The organism is Paenibacillus sp. JT22N7 (assembly GCF_059383875.1).
Genome location: NZ_JBXENY010000018.1, coordinates 24480 through 46532, shown reverse-complemented (window position 1 = coordinate 46532; position 22053 = coordinate 24480). Strand labels below are relative to the sequence as shown.

Below are 22053 nucleotides of genomic sequence, written 5' to 3'. Positions count from 1 at the left end.
ATGAAACGGCGTGACGATATTTTGCTAGTGGATGGCTACAACATGATTGGGGCCTGGCCCGTGCTGGAAAAGCTGAAAGCCATCGATCTCGAGGAAGCAAGGGACAAGCTGCTTGATATGCTCGCGGATTATCAGGGGTTTACCGGCATGGCGGTCTATGTCATTTTCGATGCGCATCAGGTGCCTGGGCTTGGAGCGACCTTCAAGCACCACAAGCTGACAATTGTGTATACGAAGGAAAAGGAAACAGCGGATGAATGCATTGAGCGCATGGTAGTTGAGCTGTTTCAAAAAAGACGCCATTTGTATGTCGCTACTTCTGATCTCGTAGAACAGCATGTCGCTTTCGCCCATGGGGCGCTTCGCCTCTCGGCACGAGAGCTGTTAATTGAAATTGAGCAGAACCGCAAGCAAATTGAGCTTACGCTGAGGGAAGAAACGAAGAGCCGCCGCAATACGGTGGACAACAGTCTTAGCCTTGAAATTCGCATGCAGCTGGAAAGGCTTAGGCGAGGCAAGAAATAACAGTGCGCCCTAAGGCTGCGGTGAATTATTTCTGGATGTATCTGTAAAATTTTCGACACTTTGAATAGGTTTTGTTATCGATTCGGGGTCTAAATCGGTTGACGTTGTCAGGTTACATAATGTATACTGGCTCTATATTTGCTGGCTATGAATCTAGCGGCGTACGCCTTGCAGGCCGGAGGGATAGTTTGTGAGCATCGACCTCAAAGAATGGAGTACGCTCGAATATGACTGCAGTACGGACGAGGAAATCGTAGAAGCGGTTCGCAATGGCGACAGTCTGGCGCTCGAATATTTGATTAACAAATATAAGAATTTCGTTCGAGCTAAAGCACGCTCTTATTTTCTTATCGGTGCGGACCGGGAAGATATTGTGCAGGAAGGCATGATCGGACTGTATAAGTCTATTCGCGACTTTAAAGGGGACAAGCTCGCAAGCTTTAAAGCATTTGCAGAGCTGTGCATTACGCGGCAGATTATAACGGCGATTAAGACGGCCACCAGGCAGAAGCATATCCCGCTCAATTCCTATGTCTCGCTCGATAAGCCCATTTACGATGAAGACTCCGATCGTACTTTGCTTGATGTCATATGCGGGACCCGGGTATCAGATCCGGAAGAGTTGATCATTAACCAGGAAGAGTTTAGCGGTCTGGAAGACAAAATGTCCGAGATTTTGAGTGATCTTGAACGCAAGGTGCTCATGCTTTATTTGGATGGAAGGTCCTATCAGGAAATAGCAGTTGATCTGGATCGTCATGTGAAGTCTATTGATAATGCACTACAGCGCGTGAAGCGGAAGCTTGAACGTTATTTGGAAGTCCGGGACATAAGCGGGTAACAGTGTCATCATACTTATAGCTTAAGTGAGAATGCAGAAGCTGTCCTTTTCTCTGTAATTGTAGAAGAGGATGGCTTCATTTCCGTTTTAAATCGGAAAATGCTGCCTATACTTGTAGAAACAGGGCGGACCCGATGCCGCCTTGTTTCCAGCTTTTGTACAAGCTCGCATTCTATCTTTTACATTGACATCCAGTATGTCGTGTGATAAAGTGTTCGGGTAGGCCTAAATATGAGGTTTTTTTTCGTGTTGGCCTTCATTTCATCTTGAGGTACTGCATGTTTCAGGGTGAACAGGTATTTAGTAGCAGTTCGGGAGGTGTAATTCAATGCGGGTTATTATCACGTTGGCATGCACAAACTGCAAACAGAGAAACTATGCGAGCAGCAAGAACAAACGCAATCACCCCGACCGCATCGAGTTGAAGAAGTTTTGCAAGTTTTGTAACGAGCAGACTCCTCATCGCGAGACGAGATAGTCAAATGGAGGTGTGACCGTGGCATTTTTGGCTAAAGTGAAGCAAAGCTTCGGAACAACGTTTGGTTTCTTTGCTGACAGCTGGGCAGAACTGAAAAAGGTTCGTTGGCCAAACCGTAAAGAGTTGACAAGCTATTCTATCGTTGTCGTTTTGACGATTACGGCTGTGACGATTTACTTTTGGCTTCTTGACATCGGGATCTCGTCTCTAGTTGAACTGATTGTTTAAGAAGGGTCCAAAGGTGAATTGAAATGGAAAAAAGATGGTATGTCGTACACACTTACGCCGGTTATGAGAACAAAGTAAAAGCCAATTTGGAACGCCGTTTGGAATCGATGGGCATGGAAGACAAGATCTTCCGCGTACTAGTTCCGATGGAAGAAGAAGTGGTCGAGAAGGACGGCAAGAAAAAAACCGTTCAACGTAAAGTTTATCCAGGCTACGTTCTCGTAGAAATGGTTCAAACTGACGATTCTTGGTATGTTGTTCGCAATACGCCGGGTGTTACAGGATTCGTAGGATCGACAGGATCAGGCTCGAAGCCGATCGCTCTTATGCCAGACGAAGTCGAACAGATTTTGAAGCATATGGGTATGGAGGAACCGAAGCCGAAGATCGAATTCGATCTGAAGGAAACTGTACGGGTCAAGGAAGGTCCGTTCGCGGATTTCGTTGGTACAGTAGAAGAAATTTTGCTGGACAAAGCGAAGCTCAAGGTTCATGTCAACATGTTTGGCAGAGAAACGCCAGTTGAGTTGGATTATACTCAAGTGGAAAAGATCTAGTTCCGGTATTTCTGTAGAACGCCAGCTTGCTGGGGGGATGCAGAAGCACCAAACTCGTTAGTTGTATGTTGTGGATTACCAGGGTAAGGAGGTGTATAGTCATGGCTAAGAAAGTCATCAAGATGGTCAAACTGCAAGTTCCTGCAGGTAAAGCGAATCCAGCTCCACCTATCGGTCCGGCGCTCGGTCAAGCAGGCGTTAACATTATGGCGTTCTGTAAAGAGTTTAACGCTCGTACAGCAGATCAAGCAGGTTTGATTATTCCGGTTGTTATTTCCGTATTTGAGGATCGTTCATTCACATTCGAAACTAAAACTCCACCGGCAGCAGTATTGCTCCGCGTAGCAGCAGGTATCGAAAAAGGATCAGGCGAGCCGAACAAGAAGAAAGTAGCTACCGTTAATCGCGCTAAGGTCCGTGAAATCGCGGAACAAAAAATGCCCGACTTGAATGCAGCTTCCGTTGAAGCAGCAATGCTTATGATCGAAGGCACTGCACGCAGCATGGGCGTTACAATCGTTGACTAATTGCGTTTGATCCGTTAGGATAACAAACGAAGGGCTGACTGTTACAAGGATGCTCGGACTGTGAAGCTTAGGCTTCACTGTGGGAGGATTTTCCCTAGGAGGATTTTCCGCTATAACCACTTGAGGAGGATATTTACAATGGCTAAACATGGCAAGAAGTATGTAGAAGCTTCCAAGCTGATCGATAGCGAAGCGACTTACGAGTCGTTAGAAGCGATTGAGCTTGTGAAAAAAGCAGCAACAGCTAAATTCGACGAATCCGTTGAAGTTGCTGTACGTCTGGGTGTAGACCCTCGTAAACAAGACCAAGCAGTGCGCGGCGTCGTTGTACTTCCGCACGGTACTGGTAAAACTAAACGCGTCCTCGTATTCGCAAAAGGCGACAAAGCGAAGGAAGCAGAAGCTGCTGGCGCTGATTTTGTCGGCGACGCAGACATGATTAACAAAATCCAACAAGGCTGGTTCGATTTCGACGTTTGCGTAGCAACGCCGGATATGATGGCTGAAGTTGGTAAACTTGGTCGTATTCTCGGTGGTAAAGGCCTTATGCCTAACCCTAAAGCCGGCACAGTAACGTTTGACGTTTCTAAAGCCGTGCAAGAGATTAAAGCCGGTAAAATTGAATACCGTCTGGACAAAGCTGGTCAAATCCATGCTCCAATCGGTAAAGTATCCTTTGATGCTGATAAGCTTGATGCTAACCTTCGCGCTCTTGTAGAAGCTTTGGTTCGTGCTAAACCAGCTGCAGCTAAAGGTGTATACTTGAAAAACATCGCCGTTTCCTCGACAATGGGCCCTGGCGCTCGCGTCTCCGCTGCTAGCTACCGCTAATAGCAAGGAACGGAACTAAAATCGAACACGCATACCGTAGACAGTAGGTGCCGAAAGGCTTAATTTCCTACCGAGGTGTTATGATAAAGCGTTTGTGTGCGGCCTTGGGTCGTACTAACGAACCATCATGGCCTTCGCTACTTAATAGCGGAGGCTTTTCTCATGCATCGCGGCAAGAGATCTGACTCGTCAAATAACGGAATGTACAAATAATACAGGAGGTGTACAGTTTGGCAAACGCAAAAATCATCCAAGAGAAACAACAAGCGGTTGAAGTTATTACAGCAAAGCTTCGTGATAGCTCCAGCACTGTCGTTGCCGATTATCGCGGATTGAACGTTGCGCAAGTTACAGAACTTCGCAAACAACTGCGTGAGGCTGGCATCGAGTTTCAAGTTTTGAAAAACTCGCTAGTTCGCCGTGCTACTGAAGCAGCTGGTCTTTCTGAGTTGAATGAGATTCTAACTGGACCGACAGCTATTGCTTTCGGTAACGAAGATGCAGTTGCTCCAGCAAAAATTCTTAATGATTTCGCTAAAAAGAACGACGCTCTGAAACTTAAAGGCGGCGTTGTTGAAGGTAAAATCGTTGATATGGATCAAATCAAAGCGCTGGCGGAACTTCCGTCCCGCGATGGATTGCTTTCCATGCTCCTCAGCGTATTGCAAGCCCCAGTGCGCAACTTCGCGCTTGCGGTTAAAGCAGTTGGCGAGCAAAAAGAAGCTCAAGCTTAATTTTTTTCACACGTATCGAATCTGCTGCTCGTTTAAACTTGCAGCTTAAAAAAACTAAACCCACTTCTGGAGGTATAACCATGTCTAAAGATCAAATCTTGGAAGCCATTAAAGTTATGACCGTTCTTGAACTGAACGATCTTGTTAAAGCAATCGAAGAAGAATTCGGCGTTACTGCTGCTGCTCCTGTAGCTGCTGTTGGCGGCGGCGCAGCTGTTGAAGCTGAGCAAACTGAGTTCACTGTTATCCTTAACAACGCTGGTGCTTCCAAAATCAACGTTATCAAAGTCGTTCGCGAAATCACAGGTCTTGGCCTGAAAGAAGCGAAAGATCTGGTTGATAGCGCTCCTAAAGCAATCAAAGAAAACGTTGCTAAAGAAGAAGCAGAAGCAGTTAAAGCTAAGCTTGAAGAAGCTGGCGCAGCTGTAGAAGTTAAGTAATATCTCTTCTTTAGAAGATAGCGGGCCCCTTGAAACGCTACGTTTCAAGGGGTTCGTTCTATGTTTAAAATAAAAATATTTATAAGCTAGACATTTATAAATACTTTTATTTCACCCTCGAAACGGAAGCTTTGCCGCCAGAGGACGGCGACAGCCGTTTACGCTTGAATCTATGCAAGTATAAGGTTGGACCTTATCAGGTCAGGGGGGATTCGCATGTCAGACCATTACTATTCGCCAAGCCCTGGCGTGAAAAGTGACCGGCGCATTCACGAAGAAAAGCTGCGCGGTTTTGAATTGAAATTTATGACGGATGCTGGCGTTTTTTCAAAAACGGGTGTCGATTATGGCACGCGTGTGCTGCTGGATGCACTGGAGCTGAAGGGCGAACGCAGCGTATTGGATGTCGGGTGCGGATACGGGCCGATCGGTCTTACCATTGCTCGGCTTGCTCCGGAAAGCCATGTAACGATGATAGATGTAAATGAAAGAGCGGTAGAGCTATCCAAAGAAAACGCGCACAACAACGGCATAAAGAATATAACGGTTTATCAAAGCGACGTGTATGAAGCGGTTCGGCAGTCCACATTTGATATGATCGTCACTAATCCTCCTATACGGGCTGGGAAAGAGATTGTACATCGTATTTTTGAAGAAGGCTATGGGCTATTGGCTCCTGGCGGAACGATGTGGGTCGTCATTCAGAAAAAGCAGGGCGCCGCATCAGCGGAAGCGAAGCTTGAGACGTTGTTCAGTGAAGTAATCGAAGTGACGAAAGATAAGGGCTATCGAATTTACAAAGCTGTTAAATGAGTCATTTGATTCCTTGACTTGACTTTCTATATGTGGTAAGATTATAAAATGTCAGCATTAAATTGGGCTAAATCTCTTTAGTCAACTAAAATGTCAAGTGCGAATTTTTAGCGCAAAATGCATATAGAATGCGTAGTTGACGTATAATGTTTACATTTTGGGCAAAATTACTTGATATGGATTCTATACGCTTGCGCTGCGTATGGTTGGCTCGTGGAACATGCTCTTTTTTCGAACTATTCGATAAGGGCTTTTCTTTATTTGAATAAGTAAGCAGTTACGCAGTACGTTTCGTTGCTGTGAGACAGACATGAGGGGTGAGGTTAAGTTGGCAGGACAACTTGTTCAGTATGGTCGGCGCACGCGGAGAAGTTATGCCCGAATCAACGAGGTGCTGGAAGTCCCGAACCTGATTGAAATCCAACAAAAATCGTACGAAAAATTCTTGGAAACAGATTTAATTGAGTTATTCCAAGATATTTCGCCGATTCAGGACTTTACGGGCAATCTATCGCTTGAGTTTATCGACTACAGCTTGGGCGAACCGAAATATTCGGTCGATGAATCAAAAGAACGCGATGTGACGTATGCTGCTCCACTACGCGTGAAAGTGCGTCTCTTTAATAAAGAGACGGGCGAAGTGAAGGAACAGGAAGTTTTCATGGGTGACTTCCCGCTGATGACAGAGACCGGCACGTTTATCATTAACGGAGCGGAACGGGTTATTGTCAGCCAATTGGTGCGCTCCCCAAGTGTGTACTTCAGCACGAAGGTTGATAAAAACGGGAAGAAAAACTACACAGCGACCGTTATCCCGAATCGTGGAGCTTGGTTAGAGCTGGAGACGGATGCTAAAGATATTGTCTACGTTCGTATCGACCGCACTCGGAAAATTCCGGTTACGGTACTTTTGCGTTCGTTAGGCTTCGGCACTGACGCTGAAATATTGGAATTGCTCGGCCATGACGAGTATATTCGCAATACGCTTGATAAAGACAACACGGATTCTACCGAGAAAGCGCTGATCGAAATTTATGAGCGCCTTCGTCCAGGTGAGCCGCCTACGCTTGATAACGCGAAGAGCTTGCTCGTAGCACGCTTCTTTGATCCGAAACGCTATGATCTAGCAAATGTAGGACGTTACAAGATTAACAAAAAGCTTCATATCAAAAACCGTCTATTCAACCAGCGCTTGGCTGAAACGCTTGTTGATCCTTCGACAGGTGAAATCATTGCCGAAGCAGGTCAAATGATTGACCGCCGCTTGCTGGATGACATTTTGGAGAAGCTTGAAACGAATGTCGGCTTCAAAACGTATCACGTCGCCAATGGCGTACTTGATGCAGATAGTATTCCACTGCAAGCAATCAGTGTATTCTCGCCGCTTGACGAATCCAAAGTGATTAAGGTCATTGCGAACGGAATTATTGATAAAACAGTGAAGCACGTCACGCCGGCAGATATTATTGCTTCCATTAACTATTTCCTTAACCTGCTTCAAGGTGTAGGAAGCACGGATGACATTGACCACTTGGGCAACCGTCGTCTGCGTTCTGTAGGGGAGCTTCTGCAAAACCAATTCCGTATCGGTTTGTCCCGTATGGAAAGAGTTGTGCGTGAACGGATGTCGATTCAGGATGCTAACGCGATTACGCCGCAGGCGCTGATTAACATTCGTCCCGTTATAGCTTCGATTAAAGAGTTCTTTGGATCCTCACAGCTCTCGCAGTTTATGGACCAAACGAATCCGCTTGCTGAACTGACGCACAAACGTCGTCTGTCTGCACTCGGACCCGGCGGTTTGACGCGTGAGCGCGCGGGCTTTGAAGTCCGTGACGTCCATCACTCCCACTATGGGCGGATGTGTCCGATCGAGACGCCAGAGGGACCGAATATCGGTCTGATCAACTCCTTGTCCTCCTTTGCCCGCATTAACGAATATGGCTTCATTGAAGCTCCTTATCGTTGGGTAGATGCGAAGACAGGAATTGTAACGGAACAAATTTCGTATTTGACTGCAGATGAAGAAGACAACTATGTAATCGCGCAAGCGAATGCGAAGCTGACTCCAGAAGGAACATTCGAAGAGAGCAGCGTTATCGTTCGTTACAACAAGCAAGCTGACAACATCCTTACGATGCCAAGCGAGCGCGTTGACTACATGGACGTTTCTCCTAAACAGGTAGTATCGGTTGCGACGGCGCTTATTCCGTTCCTGGAAAACGATGACTCCAACCGTGCGCTAATGGGTTCCAACATGCAGCGGCAAGCCGTACCTCTCTTGATCCCGAAAGCACCGCTTGTCGGTACGGGTATGGAGCATAAGTCGGCTAAAGACTCCGGTGTATGTATTGTCTCCAAACATGATGGAATTATTGAACGAGTATCTGCCAATGAGATTTGGCTGCGCCGTGTAGAGCAAATTGACGGCAAGTCGGTAACTGGCGATCTCGTTAAGCATAAGCTTCATAAGTTTACGCGTTCCAACCAAGGAACATGCATTAACCAGCGTCCGCTTGTACACAAAGGCGACGTTATCCAAAAAGGCGATATTCTCGCTGATGGACCGTCAACTGAGCAAGGCGAATTGGCACTGGGCCGCAACGTGGTCGTTGCCTTTATGACATGGGAAGGCTACAACTATGAGGATGCTATCCTTCTTAGTGAGAAGCTTGTTAAAGAAGACGTATATACCTCGATCCACATTGAGGAATATGAGTCGGAAGCCCGTGATACGAAGCTTGGACCAGAAGAAATTACACGCGACATTCCGAATGTCGGCGAAGAAGCACTGAAAAATCTCGACGAGCGCGGTATTATCCGTGTTGGTGCAGAAATCAGTGCAGGCGATATTCTCGTTGGTAAAGTAACACCTAAAGGTGTAACAGAGCTGACAGCTGAAGAGCGTCTTCTTCATGCGATTTTCGGTGAAAAAGCTCGTGAAGTAAGAGACACTTCGCTTCGCGTACCGCATGGTACTGACGGAATCGTTGTGGACGTAAAAGTATTTACCCGCGAGAACGGCGATGAGCTGCCTCCTGGTGTAAATCAACTCGTTCGTGCTTATATCGCTCAAAAACGGAAAATTTCCGAGGGTGATAAAATGGCCGGACGTCACGGTAATAAAGGGGTTATTGCCCGCATTATGCCGGAAGAAGATATGCCGTTCCTGCCAGATGGCACACCAGTTGAAGTTGTTCTCAACCCACTGGGCGTACCTTCCCGTATGAACATCGGCCAAGCGCTGGAAGTTCACTTGGGTCTCGCTTGTAAACGTCTTGGCTTGCATGCTGCGACGCCTGTATTTGACGGCGCGCGGGAGAATGACGTTTTTGATGCCATGGAAGAAGCAGGCATGCAGCGTAATGGTAAGACTGTACTTTATGATGGTCGTACGGGTGAAAACTTCGAACGTGAAGTTACTGTTGGCGTCATGTACATGATCAAACTCGCGCACATGGTTGATGATAAAATCCATGCTCGTTCCACAGGTCCTTACTCGCTCGTTACGCAACAGCCATTGGGTGGTAAAGCTCAATTCGGCGGACAGCGTTTCGGTGAGATGGAAGTATGGGCGCTTGAAGCATATGGTGCTGCTTACACCTTGCAAGAAATTCTTACAGTCAAATCCGATGATGTTGTTGGTCGCGTGAAGACGTATGAGTCGATTGTTAAGGGCGAGAACGTACCAGAGCCGGGCGTACCAGAGTCATTCAAAGTATTGATCAAAGAACTTCAAAGTTTGGGTATGGACGTCAAAATCCTGACCGAAAATGAAGAAGAGATCGAGCTGAGAGAGTCGGATGACGATGATGACGCAGCAGGAGATAAGCTGAATCTTAATTTAGAAGGCGCTGAAGTAGGCGCTCTTGAATAAAAACCTAGCCCAGCTGCGTGTACGCTTCTAGCGAATACGCAGCCGCTAGTATGCATGAAATAGCCATACATGACGAAGGAGGGTTGCTCCTTGTTGGACGTGAACAACTTCGAGTATATGAAAATTGGGCTTGCCTCGCCTGAGAAAATTCGTTCCTGGTCCCGCGGAGAAGTTAAAAAGCCGGAAACGATCAACTATAGGACGTTAAAACCGGAGAAGGAAGGCCTCTTCTGCGAGAAAATATTTGGTCCTACCAAAGACTGGGAGTGTCACTGCGGCAAGTACAAACGCGTTCGCTATAAAGGCGTCGTCTGTGATCGCTGTGGCGTTGAAGTAACACGTGCGAAAGTTCGCCGTGAGCGTATGGGACATATTGAGCTTGCAGCTCCTGTATCCCATATCTGGTATTTCAAAGGGATTCCTAGCCGCATGGGCTTGGCATTGGATATGTCGCCTCGTTCGCTTGAGGAGATCATCTACTTTGCATCTTATGTTGTAACTGATCCTGGTGATACGCCGCTGGAGAAAAAGCAGCTGCTGTCCGAAAAGGAATACCGCAGCTACCGTGAGAAATATGGCTACGGCTTCCACGCTGGAATGGGTGCTGAAGCAGTCAAAAAACTGCTGCAGGACATTGAAGTGGAGAAAGAGCTGGAACAGCTTAAAGAAGAGCTTCGTACGGCTCAGGGCCAACGCCGTAACCGTGCCATCAAGCGTCTTGAAGTTATCGAAGCATTCCGCAATTCTGGCAATGAGCCGGAATGGATGATTCTCGATGTGCTTCCAGTTATCCCTCCTGAGCTTCGCCCGATGGTACAACTGGATGGCGGACGTTTTGCAACGTCTGACCTTAATGACCTGTACCGTCGTGTAATCAACCGTAACAACCGTCTAAAGCGCCTGCTTGATCTGGGTGCTCCTGACATTATCGTGCAAAATGAGAAACGTATGCTTCAAGAAGCAGTTGATGCGCTGATTGATAACGGCCGTCGTGGTCGTCCAGTGACTGGACCGGGTAACCGTCCGCTCAAATCGCTCAGCCATATGCTTAAAGGTAAGCAAGGACGTTTCCGTCAAAACTTGCTCGGTAAACGTGTCGATTACTCTGGTCGTTCCGTTATCGTAGTAGGACCGAACCTGAAGATGTTCCAATGCGGACTTCCGAAGGAAATGGCGCTTGAGCTGTTTAAGCCATTCGTTATGAAAGAACTCGTCAACAAAGGACTTGCGCACAACATTAAGAGCGCGAAGCGCAAAGTTGAGCGCGTAAGCCCTGAAGTATGGGATGTTCTTGAAGAAGTAATTAAGGAGCACCCGGTTCTTCTTAACCGTGCCCCGACCCTTCACAGACTCGGTATTCAAGCATTTGAGCCGATTTTGGTTGAAGGCCGCGCCATCAAGCTTCACCCGCTCGTATGTACCGCTTATAACGCGGATTTCGACGGTGACCAAATGGCTGTTCACGTACCTTTGTCTGCAGAAGCACAAGCGGAAGCTCGCTTGCTCATGCTTGCATCGGGCAACATTTTGAACCCTAAAGACGGCAAGCCAGTCGTTACGCCTTCCCAGGATATGGTTCTCGGCAGTTACTATCTGACGATGGACAACAAGGAAGCGCATGGTACGGGTTCGGTGTTTGCAACGGTGAATGAAGCGGTATCGGCGTACCAACGCGGTATTGTTTCGCTGCATGCACGGATCTTTATTCCGGTGAAAGTTTTGAAAAAGACTGTGTTCACCGAAAAACAACAGCAGTCGTTGATGTCAACGACGGTTGGTAAAGTTATTTTTAACGAAATTTTCCCGGAAGATTTCCCGTATATCAACGAGGCTACGAAAACGAACCTCTTGAACGGTACGCCGGATAAATATTTTGTATACGAAAAAGGCAGTGATTTGAAAAAAATCATTGAAGAATTGCCGATAGCAGGCGGTGTAGGTAAAGATTATCTCGGTAATATTATTGCTGAGTGCTTCAGAAACTACCATACGACGCTGACGGCTGTCATCCTTGACCGTATCAAGCAGCTCGGCTTCACTTACTCCACGCGTGCAGGTATTACGATCGCCGTATCGGACGTTATCGTGCCGCCGGAGAAAACAGAGCTTCTTAAAAAATCGGATGATCAGGTTGCTATCGTTATGAATCAGTACCGTCGTGGTCTGATTACGAACGAAGAGCGTTATGACCGGATTATTAGCATTTGGAGCAAATGTAAAGACGAGCTGACGGAAATTTTGATGAAGTCCATGGATCGTTACAACAACATTATGCTCATGGTTGATTCGAAGGCACGGGGTAACAAATCGCAAATCACCCAGCTGGGCGGTATGCGTGGTCTGATGGCCAACCCATCGGGCCGGATTATCGAGTTGCCAATCAAATCGAACTTCCGCGAAGGTCTGACGGTACTCGAGTACTTCATCTCGACGCATGGAGCGCGGAAAGGTCTCGCGGATACAGCTCTTCGTACAGCTGACTCCGGTTACCTGACTCGTAGGCTCGTTGACGTTGCACAAGACGTTATCGTTCGTGAAGAAGATTGCGGAACCGATAAAGGCTTCTCCGTGAGCAAAATTCAAGACGGTAAAGAGGTTATTGAGGATCTGTACGATCGTATTGAAGGCCGTTACGCTTTTGAGACGGTTCGTCATCCGAAGACTGGCGAAGTTATCGTCAGCCGCAATGATCTGATTGACTCGAACAGAGCCGATGCGATTATTGATGCGGGTATTGAAAAACTGCAAATCCGTTCCGTGCTTAGCTGCCGCGCTCGTCATGGCGTATGTAAAACTTGTTATGGCCGCAACCTGGCTACAGGCAAGCATGTTGAAATCGGTGAAGCAGTAGGTATCATTGCCGCTCAATCCATCGGTGAGCCAGGAACACAGCTCACGATGCGTACATTCCATACCGGCGGTGTTGCCGGGGACGATATTACGCAAGGTTTGCCGCGTATCCAGGAGCTTTTCGAGGCGCGTAATCCGAAAGGTCAAGCGATTATCACCGAGCTTGATGGTGTGGTCAAAGAAATTCGTGAAGCGAAGGATCGCCGTGAAATCGAAGTTCAAGGTGAAGCGGAATCCAAAACTTATGCGATCACTTACGGTTCGCGTATCCGTGTTGTAAAAGGGCAGCATCTGGAAGCCGGCGACGAGCTGACAGATGGTTCGATTGACCCTAAAGATATGCTTCGGATTAAAGGTATCCGCGGTGTTCAAAACTATATTTTGCAGGAAGTACAGCGCGTCTACCGGAACCAAGGGGTAGAAATCAATGACAAGCACATTGAAGTCATGGTTAAGCAAATGCTCCGCAAAATCCGTATCGTTGATGCGGGAGAAACGAAGCTTCTGCCAGGCGCATTCGTAGACATTCATGAATATGAATCTGCCAACCGCGAAGCAATCTTTGCTGATAAAGAGCCAGCAGTAGCCAAACCGGTATTGCTCGGTATTACGAAAGCATCTCTTGAGACGGATTCGTTCTTGTCGGCAGCTTCTTTCCAAGAAACGACTCGCGTCTTGACTGACGCTGCTATTAAAGGCAAAGTCGATCAATTGCTTGGTCTGAAGGAAAATGTTATTATCGGTAAGTTGATTCCAGCTGGTACGGGTATGCCGCGTTATCGCAATATCCGTCTGGTAGGACTTGAGGATGAGCAGGAAACTGTTGTAAACCAAGGCGAACTGGAATCAGAAGCAGTTACCGTTGACTAAAGCTTGAAGCATGCATGCGGCGGCGGCCTCCCCTAGTAATTGAGGGGAAGCTGTCTGCGTATGCGTACATCGAGGCTATAGCAGCTTTTCAGAAGAGGTAAAGACTAGCATTTGCGGTTTTTCTGATAAAGCTACTTGACACTCTAGGTGTACAGGTGATACTATATCGAAGTGTGCCTAATTGTGTGATCTTCTACCGCTAAAGGATAGGTGATTCCATGCAGTTTAAAGTTGGCGCGAAACAGACGACGAAGATGCTTGAGCAAGATAAAGCAGTCGAAGTCTACATTGCTCAAGATGCAGATCCGCGAATGAAAGAGAAAGTTATTCATTTGTGTGAGCGGTCGAGTATCCCGGTCAAATGGGTAGAAACGATGCAAGACCTTGGGAAAACCTGTGGAATTGATGTCGGAGCTGCTATGGCAGCGCTCGTAACCGATGATGAATAAAGGAAAAAAGCATTTTTGCTGGTGCAACTTCAACCTGATGATGGACTGGTAAGAATTTTTATTTGTTCTTTTATGAACCACCTGGATCTGTGGGCTTTAAAATTAGGTGTAATGTCTACCATATTAAATGACATGAATAACGGAAGGGGGTGGCAACATGCCAACAATTAACCAGCTAGTCCGTAAAGGACGCCAAGCTAAAGTCGTAAAATCGAAATCGCCAGCTTTGCAAAAAGGTTTCAACGCCTTGAAACGTGAAGCTACAAACATCAGTGCTCCGCAAAAACGCGGTGTGTGCACTCGTGTAGGTACAATGACTCCGAAAAAACCGAACTCTGCACTTCGTAAATACGCGCGTGTACGTTTGACTAACCGCGTAGAGGTTACAGCTTACATTCCGGGTATCGGACATAACCTTCAAGAGCACAGTGTCGTATTGATCCGTGGCGGACGGGTAAAAGACCTTCCGGGTGTACGTTATCATATCGTTCGCGGCGCTTTGGATACAGCGGGTGTTAACAACCGTAACCAAGCTCGTTCGAAATACGGTGCTAAACGTCCTAAAGTTAAGAAATAAAAATGGTTTTACCACTAATGAAATTATCATTCAAGAAAGGGGGACTTTCTCATGCCACGCAAAGGTCCTGTAACAAAACGCGATGTGCTTCCGGATCCGGTTTACAATAGCAAACTGGTAACGAGACTCATCAACCGCATTATGATCGACGGTAAACGCGGAACAGCTCAAACGCTGTTGTACGATGCCTTCAAACTGATCCAAGAACGCACGGGTAAAGATCCGATGGAAGTGTTCGAAGCAGCTTTGAAAAATATCATGCCAGTACTTGAGGTTAAAGCACGCCGTGTCGGCGGTGCCAACTATCAAGTGCCGATCGAAGTTAAACCTGAGCGCCGTACATCGCTTGGTCTCCGTTGGCTCGTGAACTACTCACGTAACCGCGGTGAGAAAACGATGGTAGAGCGTTTGGCTGCTGAAATTACTGATGCTTCCAATAACACTGGTGCATCCGTTAAGAAGCGCGAAGATACACACAAAATGGCAGAAGCAAACAGAGCGTTTGCTCACTACCGTTGGTAGGATTCGGCTAACGCTGAATCAACAAATAATCTCATTTAATGAGAGGAGATCAGTTCATGGCTAGAGAGTTCTCCTTGAAAAATACACGGAATATCGGGATTATGGCGCATATCGATGCGGGTAAAACCACTACAACTGAGCGTATCTTGTTCTACACAGGCCGTACTCACAAAATCGGAGAGGTGCATGAAGGCGCCGCTACGATGGACTGGATGGAACAAGAGCAAGAGCGCGGTATTACGATTACGTCTGCCGCGACGACTGCTCAATGGGATGGTCACCGCATCAATATCATCGATACCCCAGGACACGTTGACTTCACAGTAGAAGTTGAACGTTCCCTCCGCGTATTGGACGGGGCAGTTGGCGTTTTCAGTGCAAAAGAAGGCGTTGAGCCTCAGTCCGAAACCGTATGGCGTCAAGCAGACCGTTACGGTGTACCTCGGATCGCTTATATCAACAAAATGGACATTATCGGTGCAGACTTCTTGAACGTTATCAAGGATATGCGCGAGCGTCTACAAGCAAATGCTGTTGCGATTCAAATTCCGATTGGCGCTGAAAGTGATTTCGTAGGCGTTATCGATATCGTTGAACGCGTAGCTTACAAATACAAAGATGATCTCGGAAAAGACCCTGAGAAAATCGAAATTCCTGCTGAGTACGCCGACCAAGTCGAAGAACTCCGTACGGAATTGATCGAGAAAGTTGCCGAGCTGGACGAAGAATTAACAATGAAATATCTGGAAGGCGAAGAAATTACGATTCCAGAAATTAAAGCAGCGCTTCGTAAAGGCGTTTGTGAAGTTAAAATCTTCCCAGTTATCGTTGGCTCCTCGTACCGTAACAAAGGCGTTCAAATGATGTTGGATGCTGTTGTTGACTATCTTCCATCGCCACTTGATGTACCAGCTATTAAAGGTATGCTTGATGACGGTAGTGAGGAAATTCGTCAATCTTCGGATTCAGAACCGTTCTCGGCTCTGGCATTCAAAATCATGACGGATCCTTATGTAGGTAGATTGACGTTCTTCCGTGTGTATTCTGGCGTCCTGAAATCCGGTTCGTATGTTCTGAATGGTACAAAGAACAAACGTGAGCGTATTGGTCGGATTCTGCAAATGCATGCGAACAGCCGTCAAGAGATTTCCGAAGTTTACTCCGGAGATATCGCAGCTGCAGTTGGTTTGAAAGATACCATTACAGGTGACACGCTTTGTGATGAAAAACATCCGATTATTCTTGAGTCGATGAATTTCCCTGAGCCAGTTATCTCGGTTGCTATCGAACCAAAAACGAAAGCTGACCAAGACAAACTCGGTATCGCGATTTCCAAGCTTGCGGAAGAAGATCCTACATTCCGTGCGCATACGGATGAAGAAACAAACCAAACGATTATCTCTGGTATGGGTGAGCTTCACCTTGAGATTCTAGTTGACCGTATGCTTCGCGAATTTAAGGTTGAGACAAACGTTGGTAAGCCTCAAGTTGCTTATCGTGAGACGTTCCGTCAAGCTGCAAAAGTCGAAGGTAAATTCGTACGTCAATCCGGTGGTAAAGGTCAATATGGCCATTGCTGGGTTGAATTCGTTCCACAAGAGCCGGGTGAAGGCTTCGTGTTCGAAAACAAAGTTGTGGGTGGATCGATTCCTCGTGAATTTATCGCTCCAATCCAAGCTGGTATCGAAGAGTCGATGAAAAACGGCGTTATCGCTGGATTCCCGCTCGTTGATGTTAAAGCGATTGTTTTCGACGGATCTTATCATGATGTTGACTCCTCGGAGATGGCGTTTAAAATTGCAGGTTCGATGGCGCTTAAAGCTGCCAAAGAAAAATGTAAGCCAGTTCTGCTTGAGCCAATCATGAAAGTTGAAGTTACTGTTCCTGAAGAGTACATGGGCGATGTAATGGGTATGTTGAACTCCCGTCGTGGTCGCATTGAAGGTATGGATACTCGCGCAGGTGCGCAAATCATCCGTGCTAAGGTGCCTCTCTCCGAGATGTTCGGTTATTCCACAACACTTCGTTCTGGTACACAAGGACGCGGTGTATTCTCGATGGAGCTTTCTCACTATGAAGAAGTTCCTAAATCGATTGCTGAAGAGATTATTGCTAAAAACAAAGGCGAATAATATTTGCCTTTGTCTAGGTTAGTCTTTTTTACTCCGGTTGGCATTACAGCTTGCTAAGCAAGCAAGTGTTCAGCCACTATATAAAACCTTTTAAATATTGAGGAGGATTAAGTTCAATGGGAAAAGCTAAATTTGAACGTAACAAACCGCACGTTAATATCGGTACTATTGGTCACGTCGATCACGGTAAAACGACTCTGACTGCAGCAATCACTACTGTACTTTCCAAAAAATACGGCGGTGCTGCTATCGCTTTTGACCAAATCGATAAAGCTCCAGAAGAGCGCGAGCGTGGTATCACGATCTCGACAGCTCACGTTGAGTATGAGACGCCAGCTCGTCACTACGCTCACGTTGACTGCCCAGGTCACGCCGACTATGTAAAAAACATGATCACTGGTGCTGCACAAATGGACGGAGCAATCCTAGTAGTTTCCGCAGCTGATGGCCCTATGCCACAAACTCGTGAGCACATCTTGCTGTCCAAGCAAGTTGGCGTTCCTTACATCGTTGTATTCCTGAACAAATGCGACATGGTTGAAGACGAAGAGCTTCTTGAACTGGTTGAGATGGAAGTTCGCGACCTTCTTTCCGAGTATGAGTTCCCAGGCGACGACACTCCAATCATCCGTGGTGCAGCTCGTGAAGCTTTGCAAAACCCTGATGGTCCTTGGGCTGAAAAAATCATCGAGCTCTTCGAGCAAGTTGATACTTACATCCCAACTCCTGAGCGCGATGTTGCAAAACCTTTCCTTATGCCTGTCGAGGACGTATTCACAATCACTGGCCGTGGTACAGTAGCAACTGGCCGTGTTGAGCGTGGCGTTATCAAAGTAGGCGACGAGATCGAAATTATCGGTCTTGCTGAAGAGTCCCGCAAATCCGTAGTAACAGGCGTTGAAATGTTCCGTAAATTGCTTGACTCCGCTCAAGCAGGCGACAACGTTGGCGCATTGCTTCGTGGTGTAGACCGTAAAGATATTGAGCGTGGACAAGTATTGGCTAAACCGGGTTCGGTTAAACCACACACTAACTTCACTGCACAAATCTACGTTCTGACTAAAGAAGAGGGTGGCCGTCACAAGCCTTTCTTCACTGGATACCGTCCACAGTTCTACTTCCGTACAACTGACGTTACTGGTATCATCAACCTGCCAGAAGGTACTGAAATGGTTATGCCTGGCGACAACATCACAGTTACTGTTGAGCTTATCGCTCCAATCGCGGTTGAAGAGGGAACTCGTTTCTCCATCCGTGAAGGCGGCCGTACTGTAGGCGCTGGCGCTGTAGCAACTATCCAAAAATAATCGCGTGCGGCTTTAAGCCGCGCACGAATCAAACCTCTCACCTCGGTGAGAGGTTTTTTATTTTCCATGGACAAGTCATTGACGGGGCTGCTGCATCGCCTTTAATATGAGAGAAGATGTATACAGCTGCGATAGAGGGAAACCTTATGGGAACGTAAGACAGAAGCAGCTTATTATGTAGGGGAGGTTTTACAGAAGATGAGAAAAAATATGTGGGTAGGATTAATGCTGGTCCTCGTTTTGGTCATTTCGGCATGTGGGGGCAGCAAAGGAAACGGCAATACAGGGGAACAGGCTTCAACTGCACCAAGCAGTTCTGCTGAAGCAACGGACAGTGGGGCGAAAGAAAATTATAAAATTTCAATCTCGCAATATGTAGAGCATCCGTCGCTTGATGCAACAAGAGAAGGATTTATTGCTGCCTTGAAGGATGCGGGATTGGTTGAAGGACAGAATTTAACCATTGATTTTAATACAGCTCAAGCAGATCAAGCAAACAACCAAACGTTGGCTCAAAAGATCGCAGCTGATAAAAGTGATTTGGCGTTAGGTATTGCTACACCATCAGCACAAGCGCTTGTGAAAGAAGTGACTGATCGTCCTGTGCTGTTCGCAGCTGTTACTGATCCGATTGATTCGAAACTCGTTACAAATCTTGATGCGCCAGGTGGTCTTGTTTCAGGAGCGTCGGATACAAATCCAGCAGCAATTACAGAGCTTATGGACTTTGTAGCTGCTAATTTTTCGAAAGTGAAAAATGTTGGCCTTGTCATTAACGAAGGTGAGCCTAATGCAGTGGTTATGGCTAAAATTGCAGAAGAAGCGCTCGCTAAGCATGATATTAAGCTCGTTCGTGCAGCTGTGAGTAACACATCAGAAGTACAGCAGGCAGCTGCTTCCCTTGTGGGTAAAGTAGATGCACTGTATATTACATTGGATAATTCAGTAGTGAGCAGTCTGGATACATTGATTAAAGTAGCTAATGATAATGACCTTCCGTTTTTCGCAAGTGATCGTGATACGGTTGAGCGTGGTGCCTTTGCAACTATTGGCTTCAAATATTATGATCATGGATACCAAGTAGGCCAAATGGCTGTGGATATTTTGAAAAACGGCAAGAAGCCGGGCGAGATGAAAGTAACGGTGCCGGACAAGCTTGATCTTATTTTGAACATGAAGGCAGCTAAGGAACAAGGCATTACGGTAACCGATGAGATGAAAAATCAAGTCAAGGATGCTGCTTCCAACATTATTGAATAGTTCGCAACTTAACGGGATTTTTTAAAAAAAGTAACGTAACGGCTATTGTCGCCATTAGACGGCAGTAGCCGTTTACAATTGGCCCGTTTTTCATGAGGAGGTTTCCTATTGCTTAGTTTGTTGAAATCGATGCCTGGTGCAATTGAGCTTGGCTTAATTTATGCGTTGATGGCGCTGGGCGTCTACATTACGTATCGTATTTTAGATTTTCCCGATTTGACCGTGGAAGGCAGCTTCACTACAGGCGGCGGTATTGCAATGATTTTGATAACGAATGGCATGTCGCCTTGGGTGGCTACTATTGCTGCTTTTGGCGGTGGTGCGGCTGCGGGAGCCATTACCGGGCTTTTGCATACGAAAGGCAAAATAAATGGGCTTCTCTCCGGCATTATTATGATGATTGCCCTATATTCTATTAATCTGCGAATTATGGGCAAGCCGAATGTGTCGGTATATGGGATGGATACGATTTTTACGACTAGCAACGTACTTGTTATTGTCGTAATCGTGGTTATTGTGACCAAGCTGCTGCTGGATTTGTTTCTGCATACGGACTTAGGGCTAAGCTTGCGTGCAACAGGAGATAATGAGCGGATGATTCGGAGCTTTGGCTCCAACACGGATACGACTAAAATTATCGGTATCTCCCTCTCCAATGCACTTGTTGCTTTGTCTGGAGCCTTATTCGCACAGCAGTCAACTGCTGCTGATATTTCTATGGGGATCGGCGTTATCGTCGTCGGCTTGGCATCGGTTATTATTGGCGAGGCTATTTTCGGAGCCCGGAAGGTGTTTTGGGCCACGCTGGCGGTTGTTCTTGGTTCCATTGTGTATCGGATCATCATTACGATTGCCTATCGGGTTGAGTGGCTCAAAGCTTCCGATTTAAAGCTGATTACAGCGGTAATCGTTATTGTTGCCCTTGTCGTTCCGACCATTCAGAAATCGTTTAAGCAGAAAAAAATGGCACGCAAACGCTCGGCGGAGCTGCTGACTGATCCTGTACAACGCGGAGGTGGCCAGTAATGCTGAACATTTCAAAAGTGTCCAAGCTGTTTAATCCAGGAACTGTTGATGAAAAGACAGCTTTGATTAATATTAATCTGCATCTGATGCCGGGCGATTTTGTAACGGTCATTGGAAGCAATGGAGCAGGGAAATCTACTTTAATGAACATTATCTCGGGTGTCATGCGTCCAGATGCCGGCGATGTTGAAATAGCTGGGGATAAAATGACACTGCTGCCCGAATTTAAACGCAGCAAATGGATCGGGAGAGTCTTTCAAGATCCTATGGCGGGTACAGCGCCGCGCATGACGATCGAGGAAAACCTGGCTATGGCCTATAAAAGAGGCAAGCCGCGTACACTATTGATAGGTGTGACGCCGGCCAAGCGCGCTTTTTTCAAGGAGCAGCTTTCTAGGCTCGGCATTGGGCTTGAGAATCGCTTGGGCGCGAAGGTTGGTCTTTTGTCCGGTGGAGAGCGGCAAGCGCTTAGCCTGTTGATGGCGACCTTTACGAAGCCGCAGATATTGCTGCTTGATGAGCACACGGCGGCGCTTGATCCTTCGCGTGCAGAGCTGATTACAGCGCTCACGGATTCGCTTGTACACGAGATGAAGCTGACGACGCTGATGGTGACGCATAATATGGAGCAGGCGATCCGTCTGGGCAACCGTCTTATTATGATGGACAAGGGTCGGATCATTCTCGATGTTAATGAACACCGCAAAAAGGATCTCACGGTAGCGCAGCTGCTTAACGAGTTTGAGCAAATTAGCGGAAAGAAGCTAGCTGACGACCGGATTGTGCTAGGTTAATAAGTATAGAGTAAAGTGGATTGAGTAGAGTAGTAGTAACGCATTGTCCATAAAGCAAAGAAGATCGCTTTTCTGCCGGGTCATGGGTGAAAGCTTGCCGATGTACGGAGAGAAGAGCGATCTTCTGCTGTTTTAGCGGTTTGCAGCCGTTAGTTGAAGGTATTCAGGTGAGTTTCTTCTATTATATATAGAAGACACAGCAATCGTTTTGTTTATGAAGCGGGCAATGTGTCGAAGCTAATAACCTAAAAGGCGCTATATTCTTGCCTAAAAGGATGAAAGACCGCTAATTTAATTGAAAATAGCATGAAAGCAAAGTTCTGCTTGCATTTGCCTATTCATTTCGTTATAATAATGTCTGTTGGTCTGTGACGTTGCGATGATGTGAGAGGTTGCCGACACACCCGGCCCCTTT

General features: G+C 46.8%; 20 protein-coding genes and 1 other annotated feature. All 20 genes read left to right on the top strand.

All coding sequences use genetic code 11. From position 1 onward, the window contains the following. The 20 genes from AC50Y5_RS31815 to AC50Y5_RS31720 all read left to right on the top strand — a co-directional run bounded on the left by AC50Y5_RS31815 (position 1) and on the right by AC50Y5_RS31720 (position 21638). Positions 1-525, top strand: coding sequence for an NYN domain-containing protein (locus AC50Y5_RS31815; RefSeq protein ID WP_056035757.1), 525 nt, complete (start codon positions 1-3; stop codon positions 523-525). Positions 526-715: 190 nt separating this feature from the next. Then, complete coding sequence (sigH, locus tag AC50Y5_RS31810) at positions 716-1366, top strand: RNA polymerase sporulation sigma factor SigH (RefSeq protein ID WP_056035760.1); 651 nt, start codon at positions 716-718, stop codon at positions 1364-1366. Between the two features lie 328 nt (positions 1367-1694). After that, positions 1695-1844 (top strand): 50S ribosomal protein L33, encoded by a 150-nt coding sequence (gene rpmG / locus AC50Y5_RS31805; protein WP_015847242.1) that lies wholly within the window; start codon positions 1695-1697, stop codon positions 1842-1844. An 18-nt stretch (positions 1845-1862) separates the two neighbouring features. Beyond that, on the top strand, positions 1863-2072 hold the full coding sequence (gene secE / locus AC50Y5_RS31800; protein ID WP_046234208.1) for a preprotein translocase subunit SecE: 210 nt from the start codon (positions 1863-1865) through the stop codon (positions 2070-2072). A gap of 23 nt (positions 2073-2095) precedes the next feature. Then, positions 2096-2629, top strand: coding sequence for a transcription termination/antitermination protein NusG (gene nusG / locus AC50Y5_RS31795; protein WP_046234209.1), 534 nt, complete (start codon positions 2096-2098; stop codon positions 2627-2629). 101 nt (positions 2630-2730) lie between these two features. After that, on the top strand, positions 2731-3156 hold the full coding sequence (rplK, locus tag AC50Y5_RS31790) for a 50S ribosomal protein L11 (protein WP_046234210.1): 426 nt from the start codon (positions 2731-2733) through the stop codon (positions 3154-3156). A gap of 138 nt (positions 3157-3294) precedes the next feature. Beyond that, positions 3295-3987, top strand: coding sequence for a 50S ribosomal protein L1 (gene rplA / locus AC50Y5_RS31785; RefSeq protein ID WP_056035763.1), 693 nt, complete (start codon positions 3295-3297; stop codon positions 3985-3987). Between the two features lie 16 nt (positions 3988-4003). After that, positions 4004-4157: a sequence feature (ribosomal protein L10 leader region), on the top strand. Positions 4158-4217: 60 nt separating this feature from the next. After that, positions 4218-4721, top strand: coding sequence for a 50S ribosomal protein L10 (gene rplJ / locus AC50Y5_RS31780; protein WP_056035766.1), 504 nt, complete (start codon positions 4218-4220; stop codon positions 4719-4721). Positions 4722-4801: 80 nt separating this feature from the next. Further along, on the top strand, positions 4802-5161 hold the full coding sequence (rplL, locus tag AC50Y5_RS31775; protein WP_046234213.1) for a 50S ribosomal protein L7/L12: 360 nt from the start codon (positions 4802-4804) through the stop codon (positions 5159-5161). A gap of 216 nt (positions 5162-5377) precedes the next feature. After that, the gene (locus tag AC50Y5_RS31770; RefSeq protein WP_056035770.1) at positions 5378-5974 is read left to right on the top strand and encodes a class I SAM-dependent methyltransferase; all 597 of its coding nucleotides are present in this window, start codon (positions 5378-5380) and stop codon (positions 5972-5974) included. A 310-nt stretch (positions 5975-6284) separates the two neighbouring features. Then, positions 6285-9851: a DNA-directed RNA polymerase subunit beta gene (gene rpoB / locus AC50Y5_RS31765; RefSeq protein ID WP_056035773.1), complete on the top strand. Its 3567-nt coding sequence runs from the start codon at positions 6285-6287 to the stop codon at positions 9849-9851. A 90-nt stretch (positions 9852-9941) separates the two neighbouring features. Further along, positions 9942-13571, top strand: coding sequence for a DNA-directed RNA polymerase subunit beta' (gene rpoC, locus AC50Y5_RS31760; RefSeq protein ID WP_046234216.1), 3630 nt, complete (start codon positions 9942-9944; stop codon positions 13569-13571). Between the two features lie 218 nt (positions 13572-13789). Then, positions 13790-14020 carry a ribosomal L7Ae/L30e/S12e/Gadd45 family protein gene (locus AC50Y5_RS31755; RefSeq protein WP_056035776.1) on the top strand — a complete coding sequence of 77 codons (231 nt, stop codon included), beginning with the start codon at positions 13790-13792 and terminating at the stop codon, positions 14018-14020. Positions 14021-14177: 157 nt separating this feature from the next. Further along, positions 14178-14597 (top strand): 30S ribosomal protein S12, encoded by a 420-nt coding sequence (gene rpsL / locus AC50Y5_RS31750; RefSeq protein WP_046234218.1) that lies wholly within the window; start codon positions 14178-14180, stop codon positions 14595-14597. A gap of 51 nt (positions 14598-14648) precedes the next feature. Next, positions 14649-15119 carry a 30S ribosomal protein S7 gene (gene rpsG / locus AC50Y5_RS31745; RefSeq protein WP_046234219.1) on the top strand — a complete coding sequence of 157 codons (471 nt, stop codon included), beginning with the start codon at positions 14649-14651 and terminating at the stop codon, positions 15117-15119. 56 nt (positions 15120-15175) lie between these two features. Continuing rightward, positions 15176-17251, top strand: a complete 2076-nt coding sequence (gene fusA / locus AC50Y5_RS31740; RefSeq protein WP_056035778.1) for an elongation factor G — start codon at positions 15176-15178, stop codon at positions 17249-17251. Between the two features lie 116 nt (positions 17252-17367). Then, positions 17368-18558 carry an elongation factor Tu gene (tuf, locus tag AC50Y5_RS31735; RefSeq protein ID WP_056035781.1) on the top strand — a complete coding sequence of 397 codons (1191 nt, stop codon included), beginning with the start codon at positions 17368-17370 and terminating at the stop codon, positions 18556-18558. Positions 18559-18756: 198 nt separating this feature from the next. After that, the gene (locus tag AC50Y5_RS31730; RefSeq protein WP_056035783.1) at positions 18757-19818 is read left to right on the top strand and encodes an ABC transporter substrate-binding protein; all 1062 of its coding nucleotides are present in this window, start codon (positions 18757-18759) and stop codon (positions 19816-19818) included. Positions 19819-19926: 108 nt separating this feature from the next. After that, entirely contained in the window at positions 19927-20844 is a 918-nt protein-coding gene (locus tag AC50Y5_RS31725; RefSeq protein WP_056035785.1) for an ABC transporter permease, read from the top strand. Further along, entirely contained in the window at positions 20844-21638 is a 795-nt protein-coding gene (locus AC50Y5_RS31720; protein ID WP_056035789.1) for an ABC transporter ATP-binding protein, read from the top strand. The genes AC50Y5_RS31725 and AC50Y5_RS31720 overlap by 1 nt, the downstream gene beginning before the upstream one ends. Positions 21639-22053 lie beyond the last annotated feature (415 nt).

Coding starts and splice junctions, on each gene's coding strand:
- tuf (WP_056035781.1), top strand. CDS start 17,368: ATGGGAAAAGCTAAATTTGAACGTAACAAACCGCACGTTAATATCGGT.
- AC50Y5_RS31770 (WP_056035770.1), top strand. CDS start 5,378: ATGTCAGACCATTACTATTCGCCAAGCCCTGGCGTGAAAAGTGACCGG.
- rpoB (WP_056035773.1), top strand. CDS start 6,285: ATGAGGGGTGAGGTTAAGTTGGCAGGACAACTTGTTCAGTATGGTCGG.
- fusA (WP_056035778.1), top strand. CDS start 15,176: ATGGCTAGAGAGTTCTCCTTGAAAAATACACGGAATATCGGGATTATG.
- rpmG (WP_015847242.1), top strand. CDS start 1,695: ATGCGGGTTATTATCACGTTGGCATGCACAAACTGCAAACAGAGAAAC.
- rplL (WP_046234213.1), top strand. CDS start 4,802: ATGTCTAAAGATCAAATCTTGGAAGCCATTAAAGTTATGACCGTTCTT.
- rplK (WP_046234210.1), top strand. CDS start 2,731: ATGGCTAAGAAAGTCATCAAGATGGTCAAACTGCAAGTTCCTGCAGGT.
- rpsL (WP_046234218.1), top strand. CDS start 14,178: ATGCCAACAATTAACCAGCTAGTCCGTAAAGGACGCCAAGCTAAAGTC.
- rplA (WP_056035763.1), top strand. CDS start 3,295: ATGGCTAAACATGGCAAGAAGTATGTAGAAGCTTCCAAGCTGATCGAT.
- AC50Y5_RS31730 (WP_056035783.1), top strand. CDS start 18,757: ATGAGAAAAAATATGTGGGTAGGATTAATGCTGGTCCTCGTTTTGGTC.
- AC50Y5_RS31815 (WP_056035757.1), top strand. CDS start 1: ATGAAACGGCGTGACGATATTTTGCTAGTGGATGGCTACAACATGATT.
- AC50Y5_RS31755 (WP_056035776.1), top strand. CDS start 13,790: ATGCAGTTTAAAGTTGGCGCGAAACAGACGACGAAGATGCTTGAGCAA.
- rpsG (WP_046234219.1), top strand. CDS start 14,649: ATGCCACGCAAAGGTCCTGTAACAAAACGCGATGTGCTTCCGGATCCG.
- AC50Y5_RS31720 (WP_056035789.1), top strand. CDS start 20,844: ATGCTGAACATTTCAAAAGTGTCCAAGCTGTTTAATCCAGGAACTGTT.
- nusG (WP_046234209.1), top strand. CDS start 2,096: ATGGAAAAAAGATGGTATGTCGTACACACTTACGCCGGTTATGAGAAC.